The organism is Rhizobacter sp. OV335 (genome assembly GCF_900142965.1).
Lineage (GTDB): Bacteria > Pseudomonadota > Gammaproteobacteria > Burkholderiales > Burkholderiaceae_C > Rhizobacter.
Genome location: NZ_FRCQ01000025.1, coordinates 58,888 through 82,250, shown reverse-complemented (window position 1 = coordinate 82,250; position 23,363 = coordinate 58,888). Strand labels below are relative to the sequence as shown.

The following is a 23,363-nucleotide window of genomic DNA, read 5'->3' as shown; positions in this document are numbered from 1 at the left end:
TCTATTGTCCCAGCGCTTCCAGGCGCTGATCGACGTCGTCGGCAAAGCGCTCTACGAACATGAGGGCTCTGACCTGTTGCGCCGCGGCAGCCCAGTCGTGGCGCTCGTCCAGCGTGGCCTGCAACGCGGCAAGGGCCTGCTGGCGATGCAACGCCACTTCGTCGGCGAGGGCCTCGACGGCGGGCAGGTCGCCGGCATCGTCGAGCGCCTCGCGCCACTCCATCTGCTGCATCAGGAAGCTGCCGGGCATCGCGGTGTTGTTCTCGGCATCGATCGCCGCGCCGTTCAGCTCGCACAGGTAGGCGGCGCGCTTCAGCGGGTTCTTCAGCCGCTGGTAGGCCTCGTTCACCCGCACCGCCCATTGCATCGCAACGCGCTGGGCCGCACCGCCCTCGCTGGCGAAGCGGTCCGGGTGCACCTCGGCCTGCAGCGCACGCCAGCGGGCATCGAGCTCGTCGCGGTCGAGCACGAAGCGCCGCGGCAGGTCGAACAGTTCGAAATCGTCGCTATCGAGCTTCATGGCTTGATTTCAGGCAACAAAAAGGCGCGGCTTGTGGCCGCGCCTGGTTGGCAAGCGCTTGAGCGCTATACGCGGAAGGATTCACCGCACCCGCAGCGGTCTTTCTCGCGAGGATTCTGGAACTTGAACCCCTCGTTCAAGCCTTCGCGCACGAAGTCGAGCTGCGTGCCGTCGATGTACGGCAGGCTCTTCGGGTCGACCAGCACCTTCACGCCGCGGTCTTCGAACACCGCGTCTTCGGGTGCCACGTCATCGGCGTATTCCAGCTTGTAGGCCAGGCCCGAGCAACCGGTCGTCTTGACGCCCAGCCGGACGCCGACGCCCTTGCCGCGCTTGGTGATGTAGCGCGACACGTGGCGTGCCGCGGCTTCGGTCAGCGTGACGGCCATGGTCTCAGTGGGTCGTGACAGCGGCGGTGGCAGACGCCGACGCACCGGTCTTGGCCTTGTAGTCGTTCACGGCCGCCTTGATCGCGTCTTCGGCCAGGATCGAGCAATGGATCTTGACCGGCGGCAGCGCCAGTTCTTCGGCGATGTGCGTGTTCTTGATCGTCAGCGCCTCGTCGAGCGACTTGCCCTTGACCCATTCGGTCACCAGCGAACTCGACGCGATCGCCGAGCCGCAGCCGTAGGTCTTGAACTTCGCGTCTTCGATCAGGCCCGTGACCGGGTTCACCTTGATCTGCAGCTTCATCACGTCGCCACAGGCCGGTGCGCCGACCATGCCGGTGCCCACGGTGTCGTCGCCCTTTTCGAACGAACCGACGTTGCGCGGATTCTCGTAGTGCTCAACCACTTTTTCGCTGTAAGCCATTTCAGTTCTCCGTACTTCTTGTCTACAACTTCAGTGGGCAGCCCACTGAATCGTGCTGATGTCGATGCCGTCCTTGAACATCTCCCACAAGGGCGAGAGTTCGCGCAATTTCGCGACGCGGTCTTTCAGCGTCGTGATCACGTAGTCGATTTCTTCGGTGGTCGTGAAGCGGCCGATCGTCATGCGCAGGCTGGAGTGCGCGAGTTCGTCGCTGCGGCCGAGTGCGCGCAGCACGTAGCTCGGCTCCAGGCTGGCGGACGTGCAAGCCGAGCCCGACGACACCGCGATGCCCTTGATGCCCATGATCAACGATTCGCCTTCGACGAAGTTGAACGACATGTTCACGTTGTGCGGCACGCGCTGCTCGGCGTGGCCGTTCAGGAAGGTCTGCTCGATGTCCTTCAGGCCGTTGATCAGGCGCTGCTGCAGCATGCGGATGCGCTCGTTGTCGGCACCCATCTCGGCGCGCGCGATGCGGTAGGCCTCGCCCATGCCGACGATCTGGTGCGTCGCGAGCGTGCCCGAGCGCATGCCGCGCTCATGGCCGCCACCGTGCATCTGCGCCTCGATGCGCACGCGCGGCTTGCGGCGCACGTACAGCGCGCCGATGCCCTTCGGGCCGTAGGTCTTGTGCGAGGCCAGGCTCATCAGGTCGACCGGCAGCGCGGCCAGGTCGATCGCCACCTTGCCGGTGGCCTGGGCCGCGTCGACGTGGAAGATGATGCCGCGCTCGCGGCACATCGCACCGATCGTCTCGATGTCCTGGATGACGCCGATCTCGTTGTTGACGAACAGCACCGAGACCAGGATGGTGTCGGGGCGCATCGCCGCCTTCAGCGTGTCGAGGTCGAGCAGGCCGTCTTCCTGCACGTCGAGGTAAGTCACCTCGAAGCCCTGGCGCTCCAGTTCGCGCATCGTGTCGAGCACGGCCTTGTGCTCGGTCTTCAGCGTGATCAGGTGCTTGCCGCGCGTCTTGTAGAACTGCGCGGCGCCCTTCAGCGCCAGGTTGATGGATTCGGTCGCGCCCGAGGTCCAGACGATCTCGCGCGGATCGGCACCGACCAGCGCCGCGACCTGCTCGCGCGCCTTCTCGACCGCTGCTTCCGCCTCCCATCCCCACGCATGGCTGCGCGAGGCCGGGTTGCCGAAATGCTCGCGCAACCACGGGATCATCGCGTCGACCACGCGCTGGTCCACCGGCGTCGTCGCGCCGTAGTCCATGTAGATCGGGAAATGGGGGGTCATGTCCATGGGAATTCAGCTACAAAGAAGCGGTGAACAAGCGAAGGTTGGAAGCAGTTACTTCGAGAAGGCAGCGCCGCCGAGTGCGAAGACCGAATTCGGCGCGGTGATCTTGATCGGCTTGACGACCGGCTGCGTCGAGATCGCGCGCTTGACCGGTTGCTCCTCGATCGAGATGCCCTTGGCGAGCTGCTCATCGACCAGCTTGCGCAGCGAGATCGAATCGAGATACTCGATCATCTTGGAATTCAGACTGGCCCACAGGTCGTGCGTCATGCACCGGCCGGAGTCCTCGCCCATGCAATTTTCCTTGCCGCCGCAGCCGGTGGCGTCGATCGGTTCGTCGACGGCGACGATGATGTCGGCGACGGTGATTTCCTCGGACTTGCGACCCAGCGAATAACCGCCGCCGGGGCCGCGGGTGCTCTCGACGAGCCCATGGCGGCGCAGTTTGCCGAACAACTGCTCGAGGTAGGACAGCGAAATCTGCTGACGGGCGCTGATCGCTGCGAGCGCAACCGGACCCGAAAGCTCACGCAGAGCCAGGTCGATCATCGCGGTCACTGCAAAACGGCCTTTGGTGGTCAGACGCATGAAATTCTCCTGAAGCCGATGGGCGGCCAACTGTGTCAACGAAGCAGATGAGGGCGATTTCACGCTTGTCGAGTCCCCGCTTGCCTTCCCCGGGGTAACCCTCGGAATGATCCCGAGAGGATTACTCAAGTATAGATGAAACCTAGTTTTTTGGTCGGCATTGGGGCTGAAAGTTCCGTGGGGTTATTCGATCCTTGACGAGGACAGATGCTGGACAAGTCCGTCGCACGCGTCCTCGACCAGGTCGAGCACGTGGTCGAAGCCGTCCGGCCCGCCTTGGTACGGGTCCGGCACGGCCGGGCTCGAGAAGCGCACGCCGTGCTGCGTCAGCCGCCCCAGTTTGGCGCGGTGCTGCGGCGGGCAGCGCTCTTCCAGCTCGGCGAGGTTGTCCCAGTCCATTGCCAAGATGAGGTCGAATCGCTCGAAATCAGCCGCCGTCACGACCCGCGCCCGCAAATTCGCCAGGTCGTAGCCGCGGCGCGCCGCATGCCTGACGGAGCGCGGGTCCGGCGGCTCGCCGCCGTGCCACGAATGCGTGCCGGCCGAATCGACCGCGACCGCCTCGCCCAGCCCGGCCGCGCGCAGCTTGTGGCGCAGCACCGCCTCGGCGGTCGGCGAGCGGCAGATGTTGCCGAGGCAGACCATCAGCACCCGCACCGGCGGCCGCGGTTGCGTCGTCATGCCTTGCGGGCGTCTGCCGCCGGCAGCAGCACCACGTTGTCGGTGCCGGGCGCGCCGAAGGCCTGCTCGCGCAGGTGGGCGAGCTGGTCGCGCACCCGGGCGGCCTTCTCGAACTCGAGGTTGCGGGCGTGCTCGAGCATCTGCTTCTCGAGCTGCTTGATGCGCCTGCCGAGGTCCTTCTCGCTCATCGCCTCGACCTCGGCGGTCTCGGCCGCGTTCTTCAGGTCGTCCTTCGCGCTCTTCTCGCTGTAGACGCCGTCGATCAGTTCGCGGATCTGCTTCTTCACGCTGCGCGGCGTGATGCCCTGCTCCAGGTTGTGCTGGATCTGCTTCGCGCGGCGCCGCTCGGTCTCGTCGATCGCGCGGCGCATCGACTCGGTCATCTTGTCGGCATACAGGATCGCCTTGCCGTTGATGTTGCGCGCCGCGCGGCCGATGGTCTGGATCAGCGAGCGCTCGGCGCGCAGGAAACCTTCCTTGTCGGCATCGAGGATCGCCACCAGCGACACCTCGGGAATGTCCAGCCCCTCGCGCAGCAGGTTGATGCCGACCAGCACGTCGAAGGTGCCGAGCCGCAGGTCGCGCAGGATCTCGACGCGCTCCACCGTGTCGATGTCGCTGTGCAGGTAGCGCACCTTGACGCCGTTGTCGCTCAGGTAATCGGTGAGCTGCTCGGCCATGCGCTTGGTCAGCGTGGTGATCAGCACGCGCTCATGGATCTCGACGCGGTCGCGGATCTCCTGCAGCACGTCGTCGACCTGGTGCGTGGCCGGCCGCACCTCGACCAGCGGGTCGACCAGGCCGGTCGGCCGCACCACCTGCTCGACCACCTGGCCGGCGTTGCGCTTCTCGAAGTCGGCCGGCGTCGCCGAGACGAACACCACCTGCCGCATCTTCTTCTCGAACTCCTCGAACTTGAGCGGCCGGTTGTCGAGCGCCGACGGCAGCCGGAAGCCGTACTCGACCAGCGTGGTCTTGCGCGCGCGGTCGCCGTTGTACATGCCGCCCAGCTGGCCGATCATCACGTGCGATTCGTCGAGGAACATCAGCGCATCGGCCGGCAGGTAGTCGACCAGCGTCGACGGCGGATCGCCCGGTGCCGCGCCCGACAGGTGCCGCGTGTAGTTCTCGATGCCCTTGCAGTGGCCGATCTCCTGCAGCATCTCCAGGTCGAAGCGGGTGCGCTGCTCCAGGCGCTGCGCCTCGACCAGCTTGCCGCCCGTCACCAGCTCGTCGAGGCGCGTGCGCAGCTCGGCCTTGATGGTGTCGATGGCCGCGACCACGCGATCGCGCGGCGTCACGTAGTGGCTGGACGGGTAGACGGTGAAGCGCGGGATCTTCTGGCGGATGCGCCCGGTCAGCGGGTCGAACAGCTGCAGCGTCTCGACCTCGTCGTCGAACAGCTCGATGCGGATCGCCAGCTCGGAATGCTCGGCCGGGAACACGTCGATCGTGTCGCCGCGCACGCGGAAGGTGCCGCGGCTGAAGTCCATCTCGTTGCGCTGGTACTGCATGCGGATCAGCTGCGCGATCACGTCGCGCTGGCCCATCTTGTCGCCGGCGCGCAGCGTCATCACCATGCGGTGGTAGTCGCTCGGGTTGCCGATGCCGTAGATCGCGCTGACGGTGGCGACAATCACCACGTCGCGCCGCTCCAGCAGGCTCTTGGTGGCCGACAGCCGCATCTGCTCGATGTGCTCGTTGATCGAGCTGTCCTTCTCGATGAACAGGTCGCGCTGCGGCACGTAGGCCTCGGGCTGGTAGTAGTCGTAGTAGCTGACGAAGTACTCGACCGCGTTCTTCGGGAAGAACTCGCGGAACTCGCTGTAGAGCTGCGCCGCCAGCGTCTTGTTGGGCGCGAACACGATGGCCGGGCGGCCCATGCGGGCGATCACGTTGGCCATCGTGAAGGTCTTGCCGGAGCCGGTGACGCCGAGCAGCGTCTGGTAGCTCAGCCCGTCTTCGATGCCCTCGGCCAGCGCGGCGATCGCGGTCGGCTGGTCGCCGGCCGGAGGATACGGCTGGAACAGCTGGAACGGCGAGTCGGGGAAGCTGACGAACTCGCCTTCGACCGGCTCGCTCACCGGCGTGTCGGCGAGCACGATGTCGGGGCCGCGTTGCGGCGCTTTCGGTGCCAGCTTCGGTGTCGACTTTGGTGCAGCTCGGAGTGCCGGTTTTGGTGCCGAATTTTGTGGCAGGTCAGCCATGGCGATTAAAATCCTCGGGTTTTTCCTGTACCGCTGACGTGCTGTGAATGCACCGGGCAATCGAGAAGCCTAGCCCAAATCCCGCATCCGCTCTACTGACAAGGACTGTCCATGACCTCGCTGTTCGCCGCTGTCGAAATGGCACCCCGCGACCCCATCCTCGGCCTGAACGAGCAGTTCAACGCCGACCCGAACCCCGCCAAGGTGAACCTGGGCGTCGGGGTCTACTACGACGACAACGGCAAACTCCCGCTGCTGAAGTGCGTGGCCGAGGCCGAGCGCCAGATGCAGGAGTCGCCGAAGCCGCGCGGCTACCTGCCGATCGACGGCATCGCCGCCTACGACAAGGCCGTGCAAGGCCTGGTGTTCGGCGCTGACAGCGCTGAAGTCGCCGCCGGCCGCGTCGCCACCGTCCAGGGCCTGGGCGGCACCGGCGGGCTGAAGATCGGTGCCGATTTCCTGAAGCGGGTGAACCCCGGCGCCAAGGTGCTGATCAGCGACCCGAGCTGGGAGAACCACCGCGCGCTGTTCACCAACGCCGGCTTCGTCGTCGAAAGCTACCCTTACTACGACGCGGCCAGGCGCGGCGTCAACGTCGACGGCATGCTGGCCGCGCTGAACGCCGCGCCGGCGGGCACGGTCGTCGTGCTGCACGCCTGCTGCCACAACCCGACCGGCTACGACATCACGCCCGCCGACTGGCTGAAGGTGATCGAGGCCGTCAAGGCGCGCGGCTTGGTGGCCTTCCTCGACATGGCCTACCAGGGCTTCGGTGAAGGCATCGCCGAAGACGGCGCGGTGATCGCGCAGTTCGTCGCCGCCGGCATCGACTTCTTCGTCGCGACCTCGTTCTCGAAGAGCTTCTCGCTGTACGGCGAGCGCGTCGGCGCGCTGAGCGTGCTGTGCAGCTCCAAGGATGACGCGACCCGCGTGCTGAGCCAGCTGAAGATCGTGATCCGCACCAACTACTCCAACCCGCCGACGCACGGCGCCCAGGTCGTCGCCACCGTGCTGACGACGCCGGCGCTGCGCGCGATGTGGGAAGAAGAACTGGCCGGCATGCGCGTGCGCATCAAGCAAATGCGTACCGCGTTGCTGCAGAAGCTGCAGGCCGCCGGGATCAAGCAGGACATGAGCTTCATCACGCAGCAGAAGGGCATGTTCAGCTATTCGGGCCTGAACAAGGACCAGATGCAGCGGCTGCGCAGCGAATTCGGCATTTATGGCGTCGATTCGGGCCGGATCTGCGTCGCGGCACTGAACAGCAAGAACATCGACGCCGTCGTCGCCGCGATCGCCAAGGTCAGCTGAAGCAACATCTTCTGTCACGCAAGTGACAGTCAGAACGAAGGCCGCACCATTTTGGGCGGCCTTTTCGCTTCTTTTCCGGGTTTGCACCAAAGCAGTCCCCAGGCACGATCCACATCGCCTGCCTAGAATGCTGCAACGCACAACTTGTGTGAAAGCGATTGCGCGAAGCGGTCGCAAAGGAAAATCCGTATGTTGTACCAGTGGTATGAAGCCCAGCGCGCGTTGTTGAGCCCGTTCTCTGAATTCGCCAGCGCCTCCTCGAAGCTGTACAGCCACCCGCTGTCGCCGTTCACGCACACGCCGATGGCACAGCGCGTGTCGGCCGGGCTGGACTTGGTGCACCGGCTGTCGAAGGAATACGAGAAGCCTCAGTTCAACATCACGTCGGTGCGCGTCGGCACGGTTGATGTTGCGGTGCAGGAGCAGGTGGCGCTCGAGAAACCCTTCTGCCGGCTGCTGCGCTTCAAGCGCTTCACCGACGATTCCCCGGTGCTGACCCTGATGAAGGACCAGCCGACCGTGCTGGTCGTGGCGCCGCTGTCGGGCCACCATTCGACGCTGCTGCGCGACACCGTGACCGCCCTGCTGCGCGACCACAAGGTCTTCATCACCGACTGGACCGATGCCCGCATGGTCGACCAGGCCGCCGGCGCCTTCCACCTGGACGACTATGTCGCCTACGTGCAGGAGTTCATCCGCCACGTCGGCCCCGAGGCCAACGTGATCTCGGTGTGCCAGCCGACGGTGCCGGTGCTGGCCGCGATCTCGCTGATGGCCAGCCGCGGCGAGCCGACGCCGCGCACGATGACGATGATGGGCGGCCCGATCGACGCCCGCAAGAGCCCGACGGCCGTCAACAACCTGGCGATGAACAAGAGCTACGACTGGTTCGAGAACAACGTCATCTACCGCGTGCCGGTCAACTACCCCGGCGCCGGCCGCCGCGTGTACCCGGGCTTCCTGCAGCACAGCGGCTTCATCGCGATGAACCCGGACCGCCACCTGAAGTCGCACTACGACTACTTCATGGACCTGATGCGCGGCGACGACGAGAACGCCGATTTCCACCGCACCTTCTACGACGAGTACAACGCGGTGCTCGACATGCCGGCCGAGTACTACCTCGACACCATCAAGACGGTGTTCCAGGACTTCGCGCTGGTGAACGGCACCTGGGAGGTCGACGGTGAGCTGGTGCGCCCGCAGGACATCACGACCAGCGCGCTGCTGACGATCGAAGGCGAGCTGGACGACATCTCCGGCGCCGGCCAGACCAAGGCGGCGCACGAGCTGTGCACCGGCATCCCGAAGTCGCGCCAGTTCCACTACGACGTCGAAGGCGCCGGCCACTACGGCATCTTCTCGGGTCGCCGCTGGCGCGAGAAGGTCTACCCGCAGGTGCGCGACTTCATCGCGTCGCACCAGCAGGCGGTCAAGCTCGCCAAGCCGACGGCCCGCAAGGCCGCCGCGCGCAAGGCGGCCTGACGGCGCCGTGGACCGGGCTACGCTCGCCGACGCCCTCGACGCCGCCCTGCCGCAGACGCAGTGCACGCGCTGCGGCTACCCCGACTGCCGCCGCTATGCCGAAGCCATCGCCGACGGCGAGGTGGCGATCAACCAATGCCCGCCCGGCGGTGCCGAAGGCATCGCGCGTCTGGCCCACCTGACCGGCCTGCCGGCGCTGCCGCTGAACCCGCTGAACGGCAGCGAAGGACCGCGCCGCCTCGCGGTGATCGACGAGGCCTGGTGCATCGGCTGCACGCTGTGCCTGAAGGCCTGCCCGGTCGACAGCATCGTCGGCGGGCCGAAGTCGATGCACACGGTGATCGATCCGCTGTGCACCGGCTGCGAACTCTGCATCCCGGTCTGCCCGGTCGACTGCATCTCGCTGGTCGACGCGAGCGAGGGCCGCACCGGCTGGGACGCCTGGAGCCCGGCGCAGGCCGACGAGGCGCGCGAGCGCTTCGCGTTCCACCGCGAACGGCTGGCGCGCGATGAACAGGAGCGCCTGGCCCGCATGGCGGCCCGCAGCGCCCCGCCGACGGCGGCCGGAACCGTGGTGAGCGAGGTGAGCGTCAAGAGCAGCGTCATCGAAGCCGCGCTCGCCCGCGCCCGCCAGCGCAAGCCCGGCTGACGCCAGTCAGCGGTTTGTCAGCCGATTCCTACAACTGAATCAGCCGTGTCCTATCCGGACCCCGGGCCGGAACCGACGACGGCGGCGAGCCTGCCCGCCTACGCTTGCGCCACGGATCGCCGATCACGGTCGTCCGACACCACCGTGCAAGGAGCTGCAATGCATCACGATCGGATCCGGGGCCGCTGGAAGGAATTCAAGGGCCAGGCCCGTGAGAACTGGGGCCGCGTCACCGGCAACCAGAACGATGTGGAACAAGGTCAACGCGAACGCCATGCCGGCAAGCTGCAGCGCAAGCACGGCGCCTACGAAGATGAAGCCCGCGAACAGATCCGCGAGCTGCAATCTCGTTACTGATTCGCGCTACTGATTCGCGCACGTCGACAAAGGAGTACCGACATGCATCGACTGCTGTTGGCGATTCTGCTGATGCTCAGCATGGGCGCCACCCTGTCGCTCACCGCCTGCGACAAGCTGGGTTCCGGCACGCCGAAACCGACCGCCGAACCACCTCCGGCGGCCAGCGCGCCACCCTGAACGCCAGGGGCGTCGCCACGCCGGGGTGAGGTATCGCGGGGCTGAGACAATCCCCGGCGATGAACGCCGACCAGATCCAGCCCTTCTTCGCGACGCTCCAGGCCGCCAACCCGCAGCCGAACACCGAGCTCGAATACACCAACGTCTTCGAGCTGCTGGCCGCGGTGCTGCTGTCGGCGCAGGCCACCGATGTCGGCGTCAACAAGGCGACGCGCAAGCTGTTCGCGCTCGCGCCGACGCCGCAGAAGATGCGGGCGCTCGGGCTCGACGGCATCACGCAGCACATCAAGACCATCGGCCTGTACCGCAACAAGGCGAAGAACCTGTTCGAGACCTGCCGCATCCTGATCGAGGAGCACGGTGGCGAGGTGCCGCGCACGCGCGAGGCGCTGGAGGCCCTGCCGGGCGTCGGCCGCAAGACCGCGAACGTGGTGCTGAACGTCGCCTTCGGCGAGCCGACGATGGCGGTCGACACGCACATCTTCCGCGTCAGCAACCGCACCGGGCTGGCGCCGGGCAAGAACCCGTTGGAGGTCGAAATGGGCCTGCTGGAGCGCGTGCCCGAGGGCTACCTCGTCGATGCGCACCACTGGCTGATCCTGCACGGCCGCTATGTGTGCCAGGCGCGCAAGCCGCTGTGCTTCGAATGCGGCGTGGCGCCGTACTGCGATTCGCGCCCCGGCGGGCCGCACCCGATCTACACCCGCACCGGCGAGGACACCCGCGCGCAGTAGGCCGACGCCGCCGGCCAGTCGGCCGCGCGGGCGGGCGTGATGCCGCCGCGCACGCAACGCATGGCATTCAGCCAGCCGGCATGCGCGACGATGCAGGCGTGCGGCGGCAATTCATCGAGCAGCGCGCGGCAACGCGCCAGCAGCTGCGCGACCGTCTCGCCGCCACCTGGCGCCCCGTGCAGGAAGTCGTCGCACCAGGCGTCGACCGGCGCCGCGCCGATCTCGTCCCACGGCCGCCCGTCCCAGTCGCCGAAATCCAGCTCGCACAGCCGGCGGTCGATGCGGTGCGCCCAGCCCCAGCGCGCGAGCCAGCGGCCGACGTCGGCGCAGCGCCGCAGCGGCGAGGTCCACACGATCCGCGGCCAGCCTTCGCGCCGCGCCGCGCGGCGGATGCGATGCGCGAGGCGCTTGCTGCGGCGCCGGTCGACCGGCACGTCGGTGCGGCCGATGCAGCGCCCGGCCACGCCATCGGGCCGCGGATGGCGCCACGCATCGATGCGATTCATGCCCAGCGCAGCGCGACCACCCAGCCCAGCAGCGCGAGCAGCTCGGTGATCTGCTGCGTGGCCCCGAGCGTGTCGCCGGTGATGCCGCCGAGGCGGCGGCGAAACCAGCGGCCGCAGACGACGGTGCCCAGCACGACCCCGGTCAGCGCGAATGCGACATAGGGCCACCAGCCCCAGCGCAGCGCGACCAGCGCCACCGCCAGCAGCGCGACCCAGCCGAGCGCGATGCCGACGCCGAGCGCCGACACCTTCTGCGCGAGCGGCTTCGCCTTGGCCTGCGACACCTCGCCGGCATACGGCAGCAGGCGGATCAGCACCACCGCCGCCGCGCGCGACGCGGTGTGCGCGAGCAGCAGCGCCGGCACCGCCAGCGCCATCGGCAGCGCCGACAGCGTGGCCGCCTTCAGCCCGAGCACCAGCACCAGCGCGACCGCGCCGTAGCTGCCGATGCGCGAGTCCTTCATGATCTCCAGCGCCCGCTCGCGGCTCACCGCACCGCCGAGCGCATCGCAGGTGTCGGCCAGCCCGTCTTCGTGGAAGGCACCGGTCAGCCAGACGGTCGCCGCGATCGACAGCCACACGCCGATCGCGGTGCCGAGCGCCTGGCTGCCGATCACCAGCGCGAGCGCCGCGACGCTGCCGATCAGAAAACCGACCAGCGGGAAATGCCGCGCGCTCGCGTTCAGCCACTCGGGCTCGAAGCCGATGCGCGCCGGCATCGGCACGCGCGTGAAGAACTGCAGCGCGATCGCGATCAACCGCAGTTCGTGCAGCACGGCCTTCAGCATGGGTCAGGTCTCGCTGCGGTCGGAGACACCGGCCGATTCGAAGCTCGCCATCTCGGCCAGCACGCGCACCGCGCTCTCCAGCAGCGGCCATGCGAGCGCGGCACCCGAGCCTTCGCCGAGGCGCAGTCCCAGATCGAGCAAAGGCTCTCCGCCCAGCTCGCGCACCATCAGCACATGGCCCGGCTCGGCCGAACGGTGCGCGAGCACGCAGTAGCCGGCCAGCGCCGGCACCAGCCGCGTCGCCACCAGCACCGCGGCGCTCGCGATGAAGCCGTCGACGACGACGACCCGCCGCTCGGCCGCCGCCTGCAGCGCTGCGCCGGCCAGCATCGCGATCTCGAAGCCGCCGAACGCAGAGAGCGCCTGCAGCGGCTGCGTCGCGCCGGCGTGGCGTTCGAGCACCTGCGCGAGCACCGTGCGCTTGCGCGCGAGGCCGGCATCGTCGAGCCCGGTGCCGCGGCCGACGCAGGCGTCGATCGGCTGGCCACTCAGCCGTGCCAACAGCAAGGCCGCGCTGGAGCTGTTGCCGATGCCCATCTCGCCCAGCAGCACCGCATTGCCCGGGAGTTCATGAACGACCGCCATGCCGGCCGCCAGCGCCTGCTGGCATTGGGCCTCGCTCATCGCCGGTCCGGTCAGTGCATCGGCCGTGCCGCGCGCGATCTTGCGGTCGATCAACCCGGCGCGTGGCGCGAAGTCGTGCGCGACGCCGGCATCGACCACCGTCAGCGCGAGACCGTGCTGGCGCGCGAGCACACTGACGGCCGCGCCGCCGGCCAGGAAGTTCTCGACCATCTGCCAGGTGACGTCGCTCGGAAACGCCGAGACGCCGCGCGCTGCGAGGCCGTGGTCGCCGGCGAACACCAGCATCTGCGGCTGGTCGAGGCGCGGCGCCTCGCTGCGCTGGATCAGCCCGAGCTGCAGCGCGAGCGATTCGAGGCGGCCGAGCGAGCCCTGCGGCTTGGTCTTGCGGTCGAGCCGCTGCTGCAGCCGCTGCGCGAGCGCGGCGTCGTGGATTGGTGCGATGGTGGGCAGTTCAAAGCGCATGGGTCAGTCCCGCGGGGGTTGGAGGAGTTGCATCAACGCGCCGGGCGCGAAGTGCGCGTCGGCGAAATCGGCGAGGCCGTCGAACACGTCGTCGAGCGTGCGCGCGCGCTGGCCGAACAGCGCGCGCAGCACCTCGTCGCATTCGAACACGCCATGCGCGTAGAGGCCGAGCACGTTGCCGCGCTGCCAGCCGATCGGCTCGCCGTCGGCATTGCGCAGCGCGACCGCCAGCGGCGCGGTCGCCTGCGTGCGGCCGTGGCGGATCTCGTAGCCGCGCAACGCGGCCTGCGACAGCGCGGCCCAGGGCCCGTCCAGCGTCTCGAAGCGCGCGTCGACGGTACGCAGCCGCTTGTCGCGCTCGAAGCGCGTGGCCAGCGGCAGCAGGCCGAGGCCGACCGCGTCGCCATCGATGCCGAACGGATCGGCCAGCGATTCACCGAGCATCTGCAGGCCCCCGCACAGCCCGAGCACCGGTCGGCCGGCGGCGGCATGGCGGCACACCGCGTCGGCCAGGCCTTGCTCGCGCAGCCAGGCCAGGTCGCTGCTGGTGTGCTTCGAGCCGGGCAGCACGATCCAGTCGGCATCGGCCAGCGCGGCCGGCGTGCGCGCCCAGCGCATCCGCACGCCGGGCAGGTGGCGCAGCGGCTGGAACTCGTCGAGGTTGCTGATGCGCGGCGGCGCAAGCACGCTGATGCGCAGGCCGTCGGCATCGCCGCTCGGGGTGTCGTCGAACACGCCGTCTTCTTCCGGCAGGCCGTGGCCGCGCCACATCGGCAGCACCGCGAGCGTCGGCACGCCGGTCAGCTGCTGCAGCTGCGACGGGCCGGGCTCGAGCAGCCGTGCATCGCCGCGGAAGCGGTTCAGCACGAAGCCGCGCAGCAGCCGCTGCTCGTCGGGCGCGAGCAGCTGGTGCGTGCCGTACAGATGGGCGAAGGCGCCGCCGCGGTCGATGTCGCTGACCAGCAGGCAGGCGGCGTCGGCCGCGAGCGCGGTGCGCATGTTCACGTAGTCGCTGTGGCGCAGGTTGATCTCGGCCGGCGAGCCGGCGCCTTCGATGACGATCACGTCGTGCCCGGCCTGCAGCGAGCGCAGCGCATCGAGCGCATGCGGCCACAGCAGCGCGCTGCGGTCGTGCCACGGCACGTTGGCCAGGTCGGCGCGCACCGCGCCCATCAGCACGACCTGGCTCGCGGTATCGCGCTCGGGCTTCAGCAGCACCGGGTTCATGCGCACGTCGGGCGCGGCGCGCGCGGCCAGGGCCTGGAAATACTGCGCACTGCCGATCTCGCCGAGGCGGCCGCCCAGGCCCGGCACGACGCGCGCGTTGTTGCTCATGTTCTGCGCCTTGAACGGTGCGACCTTCAGGCCCTGGCGCGCATACCAGCGGCACAGCGCGGTCGCGAGCCAGCTCTTGCCGGCACCGCTGGTGGTGCCGAGGACCATCACGGCGCGGGCGGTCACGTGCTCGTCTCCATCCACGCACGGGCCAGCGCATCCTGGGCCTCGGGCGGCTGCACGCTGAGGCGCACGGCGCCGGGCAGGCCCATCGACGCGGTGTCGCGCAGCTTGATGCCGCGCTCGCGCAATGCCGGCAGCCGGTCGACGAGGCCGGGCGCGCGGGCGATGTGGAACGACGTCTCGCTGGGCTCGCACTGCCAGCCGAGCGATGCGCACAGCGCGAGCTGGCGGGTCTTCCAGGCGCGCAGCGTGTCGAGCGAGGCCTGCAGCCAGGCCTGCACGGCGGGCGAGGTCCAGGCCTGCAGCATCAGCACCGCATGCGCGCCGAGCGGCCACGACGGGGCGAGGACTTCGAGCGGCGCGGTGGTGATCGCGTCATGCGGCGGGGCGATCGCATAGGCGCCGCGGATGCCGGTCAGGCCGAGCGCCTTGTTCGGCGACCAGAGCTGCCACGCGGCCTCGGGCGGCGCGGGGTCGTCGCCTTGCAGCCTCAGCGGGGCGTAGGCGCGGTCGACGATGTGGACAGCGCCGGGCGTCAGTGGAAGCGGCGTCGAGCGCCCGAGCGGGCTGCCGGGCGAGGCGTGCCAGACGAGCGTGGCGGCATCGCATTCGACCTCGCGCAGGCCACGGGCCAGCGCGGCCGCCGCGTAGTCGCCGTAGCAGGGCCGTGGGATGAACACGCCGGCGCTCGGCCGGGTCAGCGCGACGGCGGTGCTGATGCGGGCGATGAACTCGCTGGCGCTGGCGGCGATCACGACGCGGTCGGCGGTGACGTGGTGGTACGCCGCCAGCGCGCGACGCAACGCGATGTACGACGGATCCGGGTAGCGCGTCGGGTCGGCGTCGCGCCAGTCGATCGGCGCGGGGCCGCAGGCGTTCGCGTTGGTCGAGAAATCGTGGCGGGGGATGCCGTGCGCGTCGGGGCCACCATGCGTCCGGGCGACGGAGGATTCCATGTCAAAAACTCCTGGCGAGCGCCGCAACGCCCACCGCGGTCCACGCGCCCACAGCGGCACATCGCAATGCCACCGCCACGTCCGCCGATTGCGGCGCCCTCGCCTGCGCATTCAAGGTGTACACCCCCGGCTTGCCGAGCCGCACGCCCAGCCGCAGCGCCATCGCGCCCATCGGCCAGCCGCCGTTCGGCGACGGGGTCAACCGCGACTCATCCCGCAGCATGCGCCACTGCGCCATCCGCAGCGACGGGTGCAGCAACACGGCCGTGATGCGCGCCGGCAGCCACGACAGCACATCGTCGGCCCGCGCCGCCCACTTGCCGGCCCACTCCCATTCGCCGCGGTAGCCCCACATCGCGTCCGCGGTGTTCGCGAACCGGTACACCACCGCCCCGGGCAACCCGGCCACCGCGTACCAGAACAGCGGCGCGACCAGCGAGTCGCTCAGGTTCTCGGCCAGCGTCTCGATCGCGGTCTCGCGGATCCCGTCGGCACCGAGCGCGGACGTGTCGCGGCTCACGACACGCGCCAGCCGCCGGCGGGCCGCCTCCAGCCCGCCGCCCAGCGCCGCCTCGATCGCCGCCACCTCGTCACGCAACATGCGCCACGCGAACGTCGGCTTCAGCAGCAATGCGAGCGCCGGCACCGCGGCCCACCACGGCCAGGCCGCGAGTTCACGCTCCAGCCACGTCGCCGCAACCGCCAGTCCGGCAGCAATCAGCAGCCACGCCAGCGCCCCGCCGATGAACGCCCGGCGCGGCGTGCAGCGCCGCAGCCACCGCCCGATCGTCGCGAGCACCCACCCCAGCCACGCCACCGGGTGCAGCGCATTGCGCGGTTCGCCGAAGCAGGCGTCCCACGCCCAGGCGAGCAGCAGCGCGGCGCCGAACATCAATCCTCGATGCCGCGCTGCGCCGGCACGCCGGCCTTGTAGTGGTGCTTGACCAGCGTCATCTCGGTGACGGTGTCGGCCAGTTCGACCAGCTCGGCCGGCGCGCCGCGCCCGGTCAGCACGACGTGCACGTGGGCCGGCCGCTCGCGCAGGCAGGCCAGCACCGCGTCGAGCGCCAGCCAGCCGTAGCGCAACGGGTACATCACCTCGTCGAGCACGACCAGGAAATGCTCGCCGGCGCGGATCGTCGCCTCGGCGCGCGCCCAGCCGTCCTTCGCGAGCTGCGCCGAATGCTCGAGGTCACGGCTCTTCCAGCTGAAGCCGTCGCCCAGGCCTTCGATCGGCACGCCGAGCTGCTCGAACACCCGGTGCTCGCCGAAGCGGGCCGACGGCACCTTCATGAACTGGTAGATCTTCACCGCCTTGCCGCGGCCGTGCGCACGCAGCGCGAGGCCGAAGGCCGCGGTGCTCTTGCCCTTGCCGTCGCCGGTGTGGACGATGACGAGCCCGCGGCGCTCGCCGTCGGGCTTGTCGCTGCGCCGTTCGGTCGGCGGGGTTTCGATCTGCATGGGCTCAGTCCAGGTTCGGAATCGTCAGGAATCGCGTGCCGACGCGCTGCACGCGCACCGCGTGGTCGAACACCGATTCGAGCGCGGCATGCACGTGGGGGTCGTCGTGCGCGCCCTCGGCTTCGATGCGGCCCAGCTTCATCACGACCAGCCTGTCCGCCTGCAGCGCGAGCGACAGGTCGTGCAGCACGCTGACCACCGTCTGCGTGCGCGCGAGGCGCTGGAACAGCCGCACCAGCGCGACCTGGTGCGGCGGGTCGAGGTGGGTCGTCGGTTCGTCGAGCAGCAGCACCGCGGCCTGCACCGCCAAGGCACGCGCGATCAGCGCCCGCTGGCGCTCGCCGCCCGACAGCCCGTGCAGCGACCGGTGCTGCCAGGCACCGCATTCGGTCGCGGCCATCGCCGCATCGACGATCGCCTCGTCGTCCGGCCCCGGCGGCGTGAACAGCCCCAGGTGCGGCAATCGGCCGAGGTGCACCACGTCGCGCACCGTCAATTCGCCGCGCGCCTCGCCCTGCTGTGCCAGCCACGCGAGCCGCTGGGCGCGCTCACGCGCCGGCCAGTCAGCGAGCGCCCGGCCCTGCAGCGTCACGCTGCCGGCAGCCGGCTGCAGCAAGCCGGCCAGCACGCGCAACAGCGTCGACTTGCCGACGCCGTTCGGCCCGACGATCACCGTCCAGCCCGGCTGCAGCGCGAGCGACACGTCATTCAGCACCGGCGTGCCACCCAATGACACCCGCAGACGCTCGCAAGACAACGCGCTCATTCGATCCCCCGCCGGTGCAGCAGCCACAGCAGGTAGCCGCCGCCGAGCAGCGCGGTCAGCACGCCGACCGGCAGCTCCTGCGGCGCGATCAGCAGGCGCGCCAGCACGTCGGCCGCGAGCAGCAGCGTGCCGCCCACCAGCGCGCTGACGACCAGCAGGTAACCCTGCGCCGATGGCGCGAAGCGCCGCACCAGGTGCGGCGCGACCAGCCCGACGAACGCGATCAGGCCCGACTGCGCCACCGCGAGCCCGGTCGCCAGCGCCAGCACGATCACCAGCACCAGGCGCAGCTTCGGCAGGTCCAGCCCCAGGCTCAGTGCGCTGTCGGTGCCCAGCGTCAGCGCATCGAGCGCCCGCGCCAGCCGCCACGCGAGCGGCACGCACACCAGCGCGCCGGCGCCGAGCAGCAGCACGCTGTCCCAGCCGAGGAACGAGGTGCTGCCGAGCATGAACCACTGCTTGCCGCGCAAGGCATCCGGCGCGACCGTGGTGACGAGGTCGCTGGCCGCACCGAGCACCACGCCGACCACGACGCCGGCCAGCAGCAGCCGCGTCGTGTGCTGCGCGCCGCGCGACAGCAGCAGCGTCAACAGCACGCCGCCGAGCGCGCCGAGGAAGGCGCCCAGCACCAGCCCGGCGCGCGACAGCAGGTCGGCGGCCGACAGGCTGATGTAGTGCCCGGCCAGCGCCTGCGCGGCCAGCCCGAGCACCACCGCGAGCGTCGCGCCCGACGCGGCGCCCAGCAGGTAGGGATCGGCCAGTGGGTTGCGGAACAGCCCTTGCGCGACCGCACCGGCCAGCCCGAGCAAGGCGCCGACCAGCCACGCGCCCAGCGTGCGCGGCGCGCGGATCTGGCCGACGATCAGCGCCGCATCGGGTCCCCACAGCGACGGCAGCGACCAGCCCTCGCTGCCGGACGCGAGCCCGGCGACGAGCAGCAGCAGCGTCGACGCCAGCATCGCGACGACCAGGCGCCGTCGCAGGCGGAGCGCAAGTCCGTTCACGTCAGCGCGGCTCCGGGAGATTGGCCACGCAGCCTGCGAGCTGCAAGGCCGCCTCGCCCATGCGCGGCCCCGGGCGGATCAGCACCTCGTACTTCACCGGGTCGAAGCCACAGACGCGCCCGCCCTGCACCGCCCGCAGCGCGCGCCAGCCCGGGCGCGCCGGCATCTCGCTCACGTTGCGCTGAGCACCGATCAGGATGTCGGGCTGCGCCTTCAGCACGTACTCCGGGTTCAGCTTCGGGAACGGCCCGAGCTCGGGCGTGACGATGTTGCCGAGGCCGAGCCGCGTCAGCGTCTCGCCGATGAACGAGCTGCTGCCGGCCGCGTACGGCGACGCATCGACCTCGAAGTACACCCGCTGCCCGCGCACCCGCGCCGGCACGCGCGCCGCGGCCTCGGTCATCTCGCGCTGGATGCGCGCCCACACCGGCGCGGCGCGCTCCGGCGTGCCGAGCAGCTGCGCGATCGTCGCGAGGCTGCGCTGCACGTCGGCATGCGTCTTCGATTCGACGACGACGACGCGCACGCCGAGCTGTTCGAGCCGCTCGATGATGCGCGCCGAGGTGGCCGCCAGCACCACGTCGGGCTTCAGCGCGACGATGCGCTCGACCTGCGCATCGTCGATGCCGCCCAGCTTGGGCAGCATCAGCACCTCGGCCGGCGAATTGGAATAGCGGTCGGTGCCGACCAGCCGCGCGCAGCCGCCGAGCGCGCAGACGCTCTCGGTCAGCGACGGCAGCAGGCTGATCACGCGCTGCGGCGGCGCGGGCAGGGTCAACGCGCGGCCGCGGTCGTCGGTCAGCGTGATGGGGGCGGCGACCGCACCCAGGCTCGTCAGCGCCCACAACAAGGCCGCGGCACCCCGCGCAAAGAATGCGTTCATCGTCATCGTGCTTCCGACTTCACCGGCATCTCCAAGCCCGCCACCATCAGCGTCACGCGCGCGCAGTGCGCGGCGACCGCCTGGTGCAGGCGCCCCAGTTCATCGACGAAGTGTCGCGCCTCGCGCGTCATCGGCGACAGGCCGAGCCCGATCTCGTTCGACACCAGCACCACCGGTCCCGGCGCGGCATCGAGCGCACGCAGCAGGGCCTGCGACGCGGCCCGCCAGCTCTCGGGGGCGGGGGCCACGCCGTCCATCGGCATCAGCCAGTTGGTGGTCCACAGCGTCAGGCAGTCGATCACCAGCAGGCACTGCCGCCGGCCGTGCTCGGCGACGGCCAGCGCGAGGTCGGTCGGCACCTCGTGCACCAGCATCCGCGGCACGCGCTCGGCGCGATCCCGGCGGTGCTGCGCGATGCGTTCGCGCATCTCGCCATCGCCGGGCAGCGCGGTGGCCAGCAGCGCGGCCTCGTGCCCCGGCACCGCGAGCCACGCGATCGCACGCGACTCGGCGCAGCGCGACTTGCCGCTGCGCTGGCCGCCGAGGATCAGTTCATGGCTCACGATCGACCGCGATCAGAACTGGATCCGCACCGAGCCGGTGAAGGCCCGGCCATCTTCCGGGTAGATCGAGCTGGTCTGGCCACCCACGCAGCGGAAAGCCAGCGTGTAGTACTGCTTGTCGGTCACGTTGGTCACGCCGAGCGCGAACTCCAGCATCTGCCACTGGTAGGCATAGCGCAGGTCCAGCGTCGTGTGGGCCGGCATCGTGCAGGCGTTCGCGAAGTCCGGCGTCTGCGACGACACGTAGTTCACGCCGGCATCAACGCGATGCCCCGCCGCGAACGACCAGTCGCCGCGCAGCGCGAGCGTGGTCTTCGCGGTCAGCGGCACGTCCTTGCCGTCGTTCTCGCCAGCCGTGAAACGGGCCTGGCGCCGCGCGGCGACGACGCGCACGTTGGCCGTGCTACCCAGTGCCTGCGACAGCTCCGCCTCGATGCCCTGGCGGCGCGTCGGGTCGAGGTTGACGTTGGCGCCGGTGCCGAGGCCGTACGGGCCATCTGCATTCGGGTTGTAGCCGATCTCGTCGGTCAGCTTGCTGCGGTAGGCGCGCACTTCGGTGCGCGTCCCACCGGCTTGCCAGCGCAGGCCGATCTCGGTGTCGCGCGAGGTCTGCGGACGCATCGGCACGTCGGGCGTCGTGAAGCTGAATTCGTCGGCATTGGCCAGCCGGTAGCTGTGGCCGAAGCGCGCGTACACCGAGGTCGAGGTCGACAACGGCTGCAGCAGGCCCAGCTCCCAGGCATGCATCGTGTCGTCGATGCCGGCGGTCGTGCTGGTGTTGGTCTTCTCGATGTGCTCGCTGCGCCCGCCGACGCTGACCCGCGTGCCCGACGCGAAGCTGTAGTCGTCTTTCGCGTAGAGCGCGCGCGAGGTCTGGTCGGCGCGGCCGCCGAAGGCTCCCGGCACGTCGCGCGTCCAGTCGGCGTGGTCGATGCCGAAGCTCAGCGCATTGCGGCCGCCGGCCAGCGCCATCTCGTTGCGCGCACGCAGCGCGTAGTTCTTCGCGTTGATGTCGTAGCCGTAGGTCGAGACGCCGCTGCTGGTGCTCTCCAGGTGCTTGTCGCGCCAGCCGGCGTCCAGGCCGAGCTGCCAATCGCCCAGCACCGCCGAGCCGAACAGCCCCTGGTTGCGGTTGCGGATGCGCCCGCGGTCGTTCGGCGTGTTCGTCTGGCGCGGGTTGTCGGCGTACTGCGCGGCCGTCAGCGAACCCGGCAGGCCGCTGTCGAGCTGGTCCCAGCCGGTGCGCGCGCCGACCCGGATGCCATCGGCGACCTGCCATTGCGCGGTGGCCGAGGCGCCTTCGATCTCGGAACGGAAGTTGTCGCGGTGGTTGTCGGTCTCGCGGTGGTTGCCGGCCACGTCGAGCGAGAACTTGCCCGCCACCACGGTACCGCTCGCGCGCGTGTCGAGCAGCGCATGGCTGCCCATCGCGGCGTAGACCTGCGCGCCGCTCTTGCGCTGCAGGCCCGCGCCGGCCTTGGTGGTGATGACGATCACGCCGCCGGTCGCGCCCTCGCCGTACAGCACCGCGCCGCTGCCGCGGATCACCTCGATGCGCTCGACCGAATCGATCGGGATGCCGGCCAGCCGCGTGCCGCCGAGGTCGGCCTCGCTGATCTTGATGCCGTCGACGATCACCGCCTGGTTGTTGTCGGAGGTGGTGCCGAAGTTGCGCAGGTCGAGCGAGTAGTCGCCGCCGCCGTAGAAGTCGAGCCGGCCGGGCACGCCCAGCAGCTTCATGATGGCCTCGTTGACCGTCGTGACGCCGGCTTCGCGGATGTCGGCCGACGTGATCACGCTGACGCCGAATGGCAGCTTCGACGCGTCTTCCGGAAAGCGCGTCGCGGTGACGATCACCGGTGCGAACACCCTGCTGCCGTCGGCCGCGACGGTGGCGGTCTGCGCCTGCGCGGCGGGGATCGCCAGCACGGAAGTGAAAACAGCGGCGCAAGCGCCGGCAAGCAGGCTCGGCGCGACAGGCGCGCGCAGCTGCGGAGTACGAGAATTCATCAGAGGAACTGCCATCGATCAAGCCGTGCGCGCCAGCTTCCCCGCTGGTGCGCACCCATGGCGCCGCGCTTGCACGCGGCGCCGCCCTGTTGGCCGGTATCCGGGCTGGCGGAACCACCCATGCGACCTTCCCAGAGCGGCGAGGCTCCAGTGGCAATGCGCAGGGTTGAAGCCGATCGGCTTCGTCCGCTTACCGTTGCGGGGGCAGCGCAGGTGGGCCGTGCGACCAGGGCGGTCGAGCAACCTCTGCTTCCCGTTTAACTGTGCCGGCGTGAACACCGGCACGGGCACCAACGGGCGCGATTGTAGGTTGTAAGCCGGGCGGGTCGGCCCCTCTACAATCGGCGCTCCCATCCACCATTGGTGCGCCATGGCCAAGATCCACGAACTCGCAGAACGCCTCGAGCGCCTGCTGCTGCGGCACGATGAACTGAAGCGCACCAACGCCTTGCTGGAACAACAACTCGCGACCGTCACGCATGAGCGCGACAACCTGCGCTCGCGGCTGAACGCCGCGCGCGGCCGCATCGATGCGCTGCTCGAGCGCCTGCCGGCCGATCCGGCGGCAGTCGGTGCCGACACCGGAGCACGCTCCAAATGAAGCAGATCGAAGTGACGATCATGGGGCAGAGCTACATCCTCGGCTGCCCGGAAGGCGGCGAGTCGTCGCTGCTCGAGGCGGTCGGCAACGTCGACCGCGAAATGAGCGCGATCCGCGACGGCGGCCGCGTCAAGGCGCGCGAGCGGATCGCGGTGCTGGCGGCCTTGAACCTGGCCTACGCACTGGCCGAACGGCCTGCCGCGCCGAAGTCGTCGCCCGCTCCGGTCGTGCCGTCATCGAACCCCGAAGACATCGACATAGACGCTTTGATCCACCGTGTCGACCAAGCCCTTGGCGCCGACGGGCAATTGCTTTGAACAGACACACTCGCGCCCGATGAGGCGCGTAGAATTCTTCGAGTCCGTTGCGTTCGCGTGAGTTTTATATTTCCTTGAACCGATGCTCTTACGAGCAAGGGCTTGGAACATCGCCCGGTTGGTGTGATCGTCTCGCGTCAGATGAACCCGAAGCCCGGCTGACCTCGCCCACCTGAACTGCCTGGGTTCAGGAATGCGGCTCACGGTGCGTGACGGACACCTTATTTCTC

Annotated in this window: 27 protein-coding genes, 1 other RNA gene and 1 riboswitch; of the genes, 9 read left to right on the top strand and 19 right to left on the bottom strand. The window is 69.5% G+C overall.

The annotated features are described in order from the left end of the window. Position 1: 1 nt before the first annotated feature. The 7 genes from hscB to uvrB all read right to left on the bottom strand — a co-directional run bounded on the left by hscB (position 2) and on the right by uvrB (position 5,952). On the bottom strand, positions 2 to 520 hold the full coding sequence (hscB, locus tag BUE42_RS23160; RefSeq protein WP_073467654.1) for a Fe-S protein assembly co-chaperone HscB: 519 nt from the start codon (positions 518 to 520) through the stop codon (positions 2 to 4). A gap of 65 nt (positions 521 to 585) precedes the next feature. Then, entirely contained in the window at positions 586 to 909 is a 324-nt protein-coding gene (iscA, locus tag BUE42_RS23155) for an iron-sulfur cluster assembly protein IscA (RefSeq protein WP_073467653.1), read from the bottom strand. 4 nt (positions 910 to 913) lie between these two features. Continuing rightward, positions 914 to 1,333: a Fe-S cluster assembly scaffold IscU gene (iscU, locus tag BUE42_RS23150; protein ID WP_073467652.1), complete on the bottom strand. Its 420-nt coding sequence runs from the start codon at positions 1,331 to 1,333 to the stop codon at positions 914 to 916. 30 nt (positions 1,334 to 1,363) lie between these two features. Continuing rightward, entirely contained in the window at positions 1,364 to 2,578 is a 1,215-nt protein-coding gene (locus tag BUE42_RS23145; protein ID WP_073467697.1) for an IscS subfamily cysteine desulfurase, read from the bottom strand. Positions 2,579 to 2,632: 54 nt separating this feature from the next. Beyond that, positions 2,633 to 3,169, bottom strand: a complete 537-nt coding sequence (locus BUE42_RS23140) for a Fe-S cluster assembly transcription factor (RefSeq protein ID WP_056807984.1) — start codon at positions 3,167 to 3,169, stop codon at positions 2,633 to 2,635. A gap of 183 nt (positions 3,170 to 3,352) precedes the next feature. Further along, positions 3,353 to 3,850, bottom strand: a complete 498-nt coding sequence (locus BUE42_RS23135; protein WP_073467651.1) for a low molecular weight protein-tyrosine-phosphatase — start codon at positions 3,848 to 3,850, stop codon at positions 3,353 to 3,355. Next, positions 3,847 to 5,952: an excinuclease ABC subunit UvrB gene (gene uvrB / locus BUE42_RS23130; protein ID WP_304442396.1), complete on the bottom strand. Its 2,106-nt coding sequence runs from the start codon at positions 5,950 to 5,952 to the stop codon at positions 3,847 to 3,849. The genes BUE42_RS23135 and uvrB overlap by 4 nt, the downstream gene beginning before the upstream one ends. Positions 5,953 to 6,168: 216 nt before the next feature. Here uvrB and BUE42_RS23125 point away from each other — a divergent pair, with 216 nt between their 5' ends. The 6 genes from BUE42_RS23125 to nth all read left to right on the top strand — a co-directional run bounded on the left by BUE42_RS23125 (position 6,169) and on the right by nth (position 10,773). Then, on the top strand, positions 6,169 to 7,368 hold the full coding sequence (locus BUE42_RS23125; RefSeq protein WP_073467650.1) for an amino acid aminotransferase: 1,200 nt from the start codon (positions 6,169 to 6,171) through the stop codon (positions 7,366 to 7,368). Between the two features lie 189 nt (positions 7,369 to 7,557). Then, on the top strand, positions 7,558 to 8,853 hold the full coding sequence (locus BUE42_RS23120; protein WP_073467649.1) for a polyhydroxyalkanoate depolymerase: 1,296 nt from the start codon (positions 7,558 to 7,560) through the stop codon (positions 8,851 to 8,853). Positions 8,854 to 8,860: 7 nt separating this feature from the next. Further along, a complete protein-coding gene (gene rsxB / locus BUE42_RS23115; protein WP_073467648.1) occupies positions 8,861 to 9,502 on the top strand; it encodes an electron transport complex subunit RsxB in 642 nt (213 codons plus the stop codon). Positions 9,503 to 9,547: 45 nt separating this feature from the next. Continuing rightward, positions 9,548 to 9,859: a CsbD family protein gene (locus BUE42_RS32535; protein ID WP_143171704.1), complete on the top strand. Its 312-nt coding sequence runs from the start codon at positions 9,548 to 9,550 to the stop codon at positions 9,857 to 9,859. Positions 9,860 to 9,901: 42 nt separating this feature from the next. Then, a complete protein-coding gene (locus BUE42_RS33165; protein WP_159445480.1) occupies positions 9,902 to 10,039 on the top strand; it encodes a hypothetical protein in 138 nt (45 codons plus the stop codon). A gap of 59 nt (positions 10,040 to 10,098) precedes the next feature. Then, entirely contained in the window at positions 10,099 to 10,773 is a 675-nt protein-coding gene (gene nth / locus BUE42_RS23105; RefSeq protein ID WP_073467647.1) for an endonuclease III, read from the top strand. Here nth and BUE42_RS23100 read toward each other — a convergent pair. The 12 genes from BUE42_RS23100 to BUE42_RS23045 are packed head-to-tail and all read right to left on the bottom strand — an operon-like array spanning position 10,737 to position 22,215. After that, a complete protein-coding gene (locus BUE42_RS23100) occupies positions 10,737 to 11,279 on the bottom strand; it encodes a histidine phosphatase family protein (RefSeq protein WP_073467646.1) in 543 nt (180 codons plus the stop codon). The two genes, nth and BUE42_RS23100, sit on opposite strands and share 37 nt — an antisense overlap. Continuing rightward, the gene (gene cobS / locus BUE42_RS23095) at positions 11,276 to 12,067 is read right to left on the bottom strand and encodes an adenosylcobinamide-GDP ribazoletransferase (protein ID WP_073467645.1); all 792 of its coding nucleotides are present in this window, start codon (positions 12,065 to 12,067) and stop codon (positions 11,276 to 11,278) included. The genes BUE42_RS23100 and cobS overlap by 4 nt, the downstream gene beginning before the upstream one ends. Before the next feature lie 3 nt (positions 12,068 to 12,070). After that, positions 12,071 to 13,114 (bottom strand): nicotinate-nucleotide--dimethylbenzimidazole phosphoribosyltransferase, encoded by a 1,044-nt coding sequence (gene cobT / locus BUE42_RS23090; protein ID WP_073467644.1) that lies wholly within the window; start codon positions 13,112 to 13,114, stop codon positions 12,071 to 12,073. A 3-nt stretch (positions 13,115 to 13,117) separates the two neighbouring features. Next, positions 13,118 to 14,575 (bottom strand): cobyric acid synthase, encoded by a 1,458-nt coding sequence (locus BUE42_RS23085; protein WP_073467643.1) that lies wholly within the window; start codon positions 14,573 to 14,575, stop codon positions 13,118 to 13,120. Continuing rightward, entirely contained in the window at positions 14,572 to 15,528 is a 957-nt protein-coding gene (locus tag BUE42_RS23080) for an aminotransferase class I/II-fold pyridoxal phosphate-dependent enzyme (protein WP_073467642.1), read from the bottom strand. The genes BUE42_RS23085 and BUE42_RS23080 overlap by 4 nt, the downstream gene beginning before the upstream one ends. Before the next feature lies 1 nt (position 15,529). Next, a complete protein-coding gene (cbiB, locus tag BUE42_RS23075) occupies positions 15,530 to 16,420 on the bottom strand; it encodes an adenosylcobinamide-phosphate synthase CbiB (protein ID WP_073467641.1) in 891 nt (296 codons plus the stop codon). Next, positions 16,420 to 16,989, bottom strand: coding sequence for a cob(I)yrinic acid a,c-diamide adenosyltransferase (gene cobO / locus BUE42_RS23070; RefSeq protein ID WP_073467640.1), 570 nt, complete (start codon positions 16,987 to 16,989; stop codon positions 16,420 to 16,422). The genes cbiB and cobO overlap by 1 nt, the downstream gene beginning before the upstream one ends. A gap of 4 nt (positions 16,990 to 16,993) precedes the next feature. Beyond that, a complete protein-coding gene (locus BUE42_RS23065; protein WP_073467639.1) occupies positions 16,994 to 17,755 on the bottom strand; it encodes an ABC transporter ATP-binding protein in 762 nt (253 codons plus the stop codon). Then, on the bottom strand, positions 17,752 to 18,714 hold the full coding sequence (locus tag BUE42_RS23060) for a FecCD family ABC transporter permease (protein ID WP_073467695.1): 963 nt from the start codon (positions 18,712 to 18,714) through the stop codon (positions 17,752 to 17,754). Before BUE42_RS23060 ends, BUE42_RS23065 begins: the two co-directional genes overlap by 4 nt. Positions 18,715 to 18,760: 46 nt before the next feature. After that, entirely contained in the window at positions 18,761 to 19,648 is an 888-nt protein-coding gene (locus BUE42_RS23055; RefSeq protein WP_369822991.1) for an ABC transporter substrate-binding protein, read from the bottom strand. Beyond that, the gene (locus tag BUE42_RS23050; protein ID WP_369822989.1) at positions 19,645 to 20,205 is read right to left on the bottom strand and encodes a bifunctional adenosylcobinamide kinase/adenosylcobinamide-phosphate guanylyltransferase; all 561 of its coding nucleotides are present in this window, start codon (positions 20,203 to 20,205) and stop codon (positions 19,645 to 19,647) included. The genes BUE42_RS23055 and BUE42_RS23050 overlap by 4 nt, the downstream gene beginning before the upstream one ends. Positions 20,206 to 20,217: 12 nt before the next feature. Beyond that, positions 20,218 to 22,215, bottom strand: coding sequence for a TonB-dependent receptor (locus tag BUE42_RS23045; protein WP_083614445.1), 1,998 nt, complete (start codon positions 22,213 to 22,215; stop codon positions 20,218 to 20,220). A gap of 73 nt (positions 22,216 to 22,288) precedes the next feature. Further along, positions 22,289 to 22,525: riboswitch (cobalamin riboswitch) on the bottom strand. Positions 22,526 to 22,585: 60 nt separating this feature from the next. Here BUE42_RS23045 and zapB point away from each other — a divergent pair. The 3 genes from zapB (at position 22,586) to ssrS (ending at position 23,356) form a co-directional block, all read left to right on the top strand. Continuing rightward, complete coding sequence (gene zapB / locus BUE42_RS23040) at positions 22,586 to 22,816, top strand: cell division protein ZapB (protein ID WP_073467637.1); 231 nt, start codon at positions 22,586 to 22,588, stop codon at positions 22,814 to 22,816. After that, a complete protein-coding gene (locus BUE42_RS23035) occupies positions 22,813 to 23,133 on the top strand; it encodes a cell division protein ZapA (protein WP_073467636.1) in 321 nt (106 codons plus the stop codon). Before zapB ends, BUE42_RS23035 begins: the two co-directional genes overlap by 4 nt. Before the next feature lie 38 nt (positions 23,134 to 23,171). Next, positions 23,172 to 23,356, top strand: a non-coding RNA gene (gene ssrS / locus BUE42_RS23030) — 6S RNA. Positions 23,357 to 23,363: the final 7 nt, after the last annotated feature.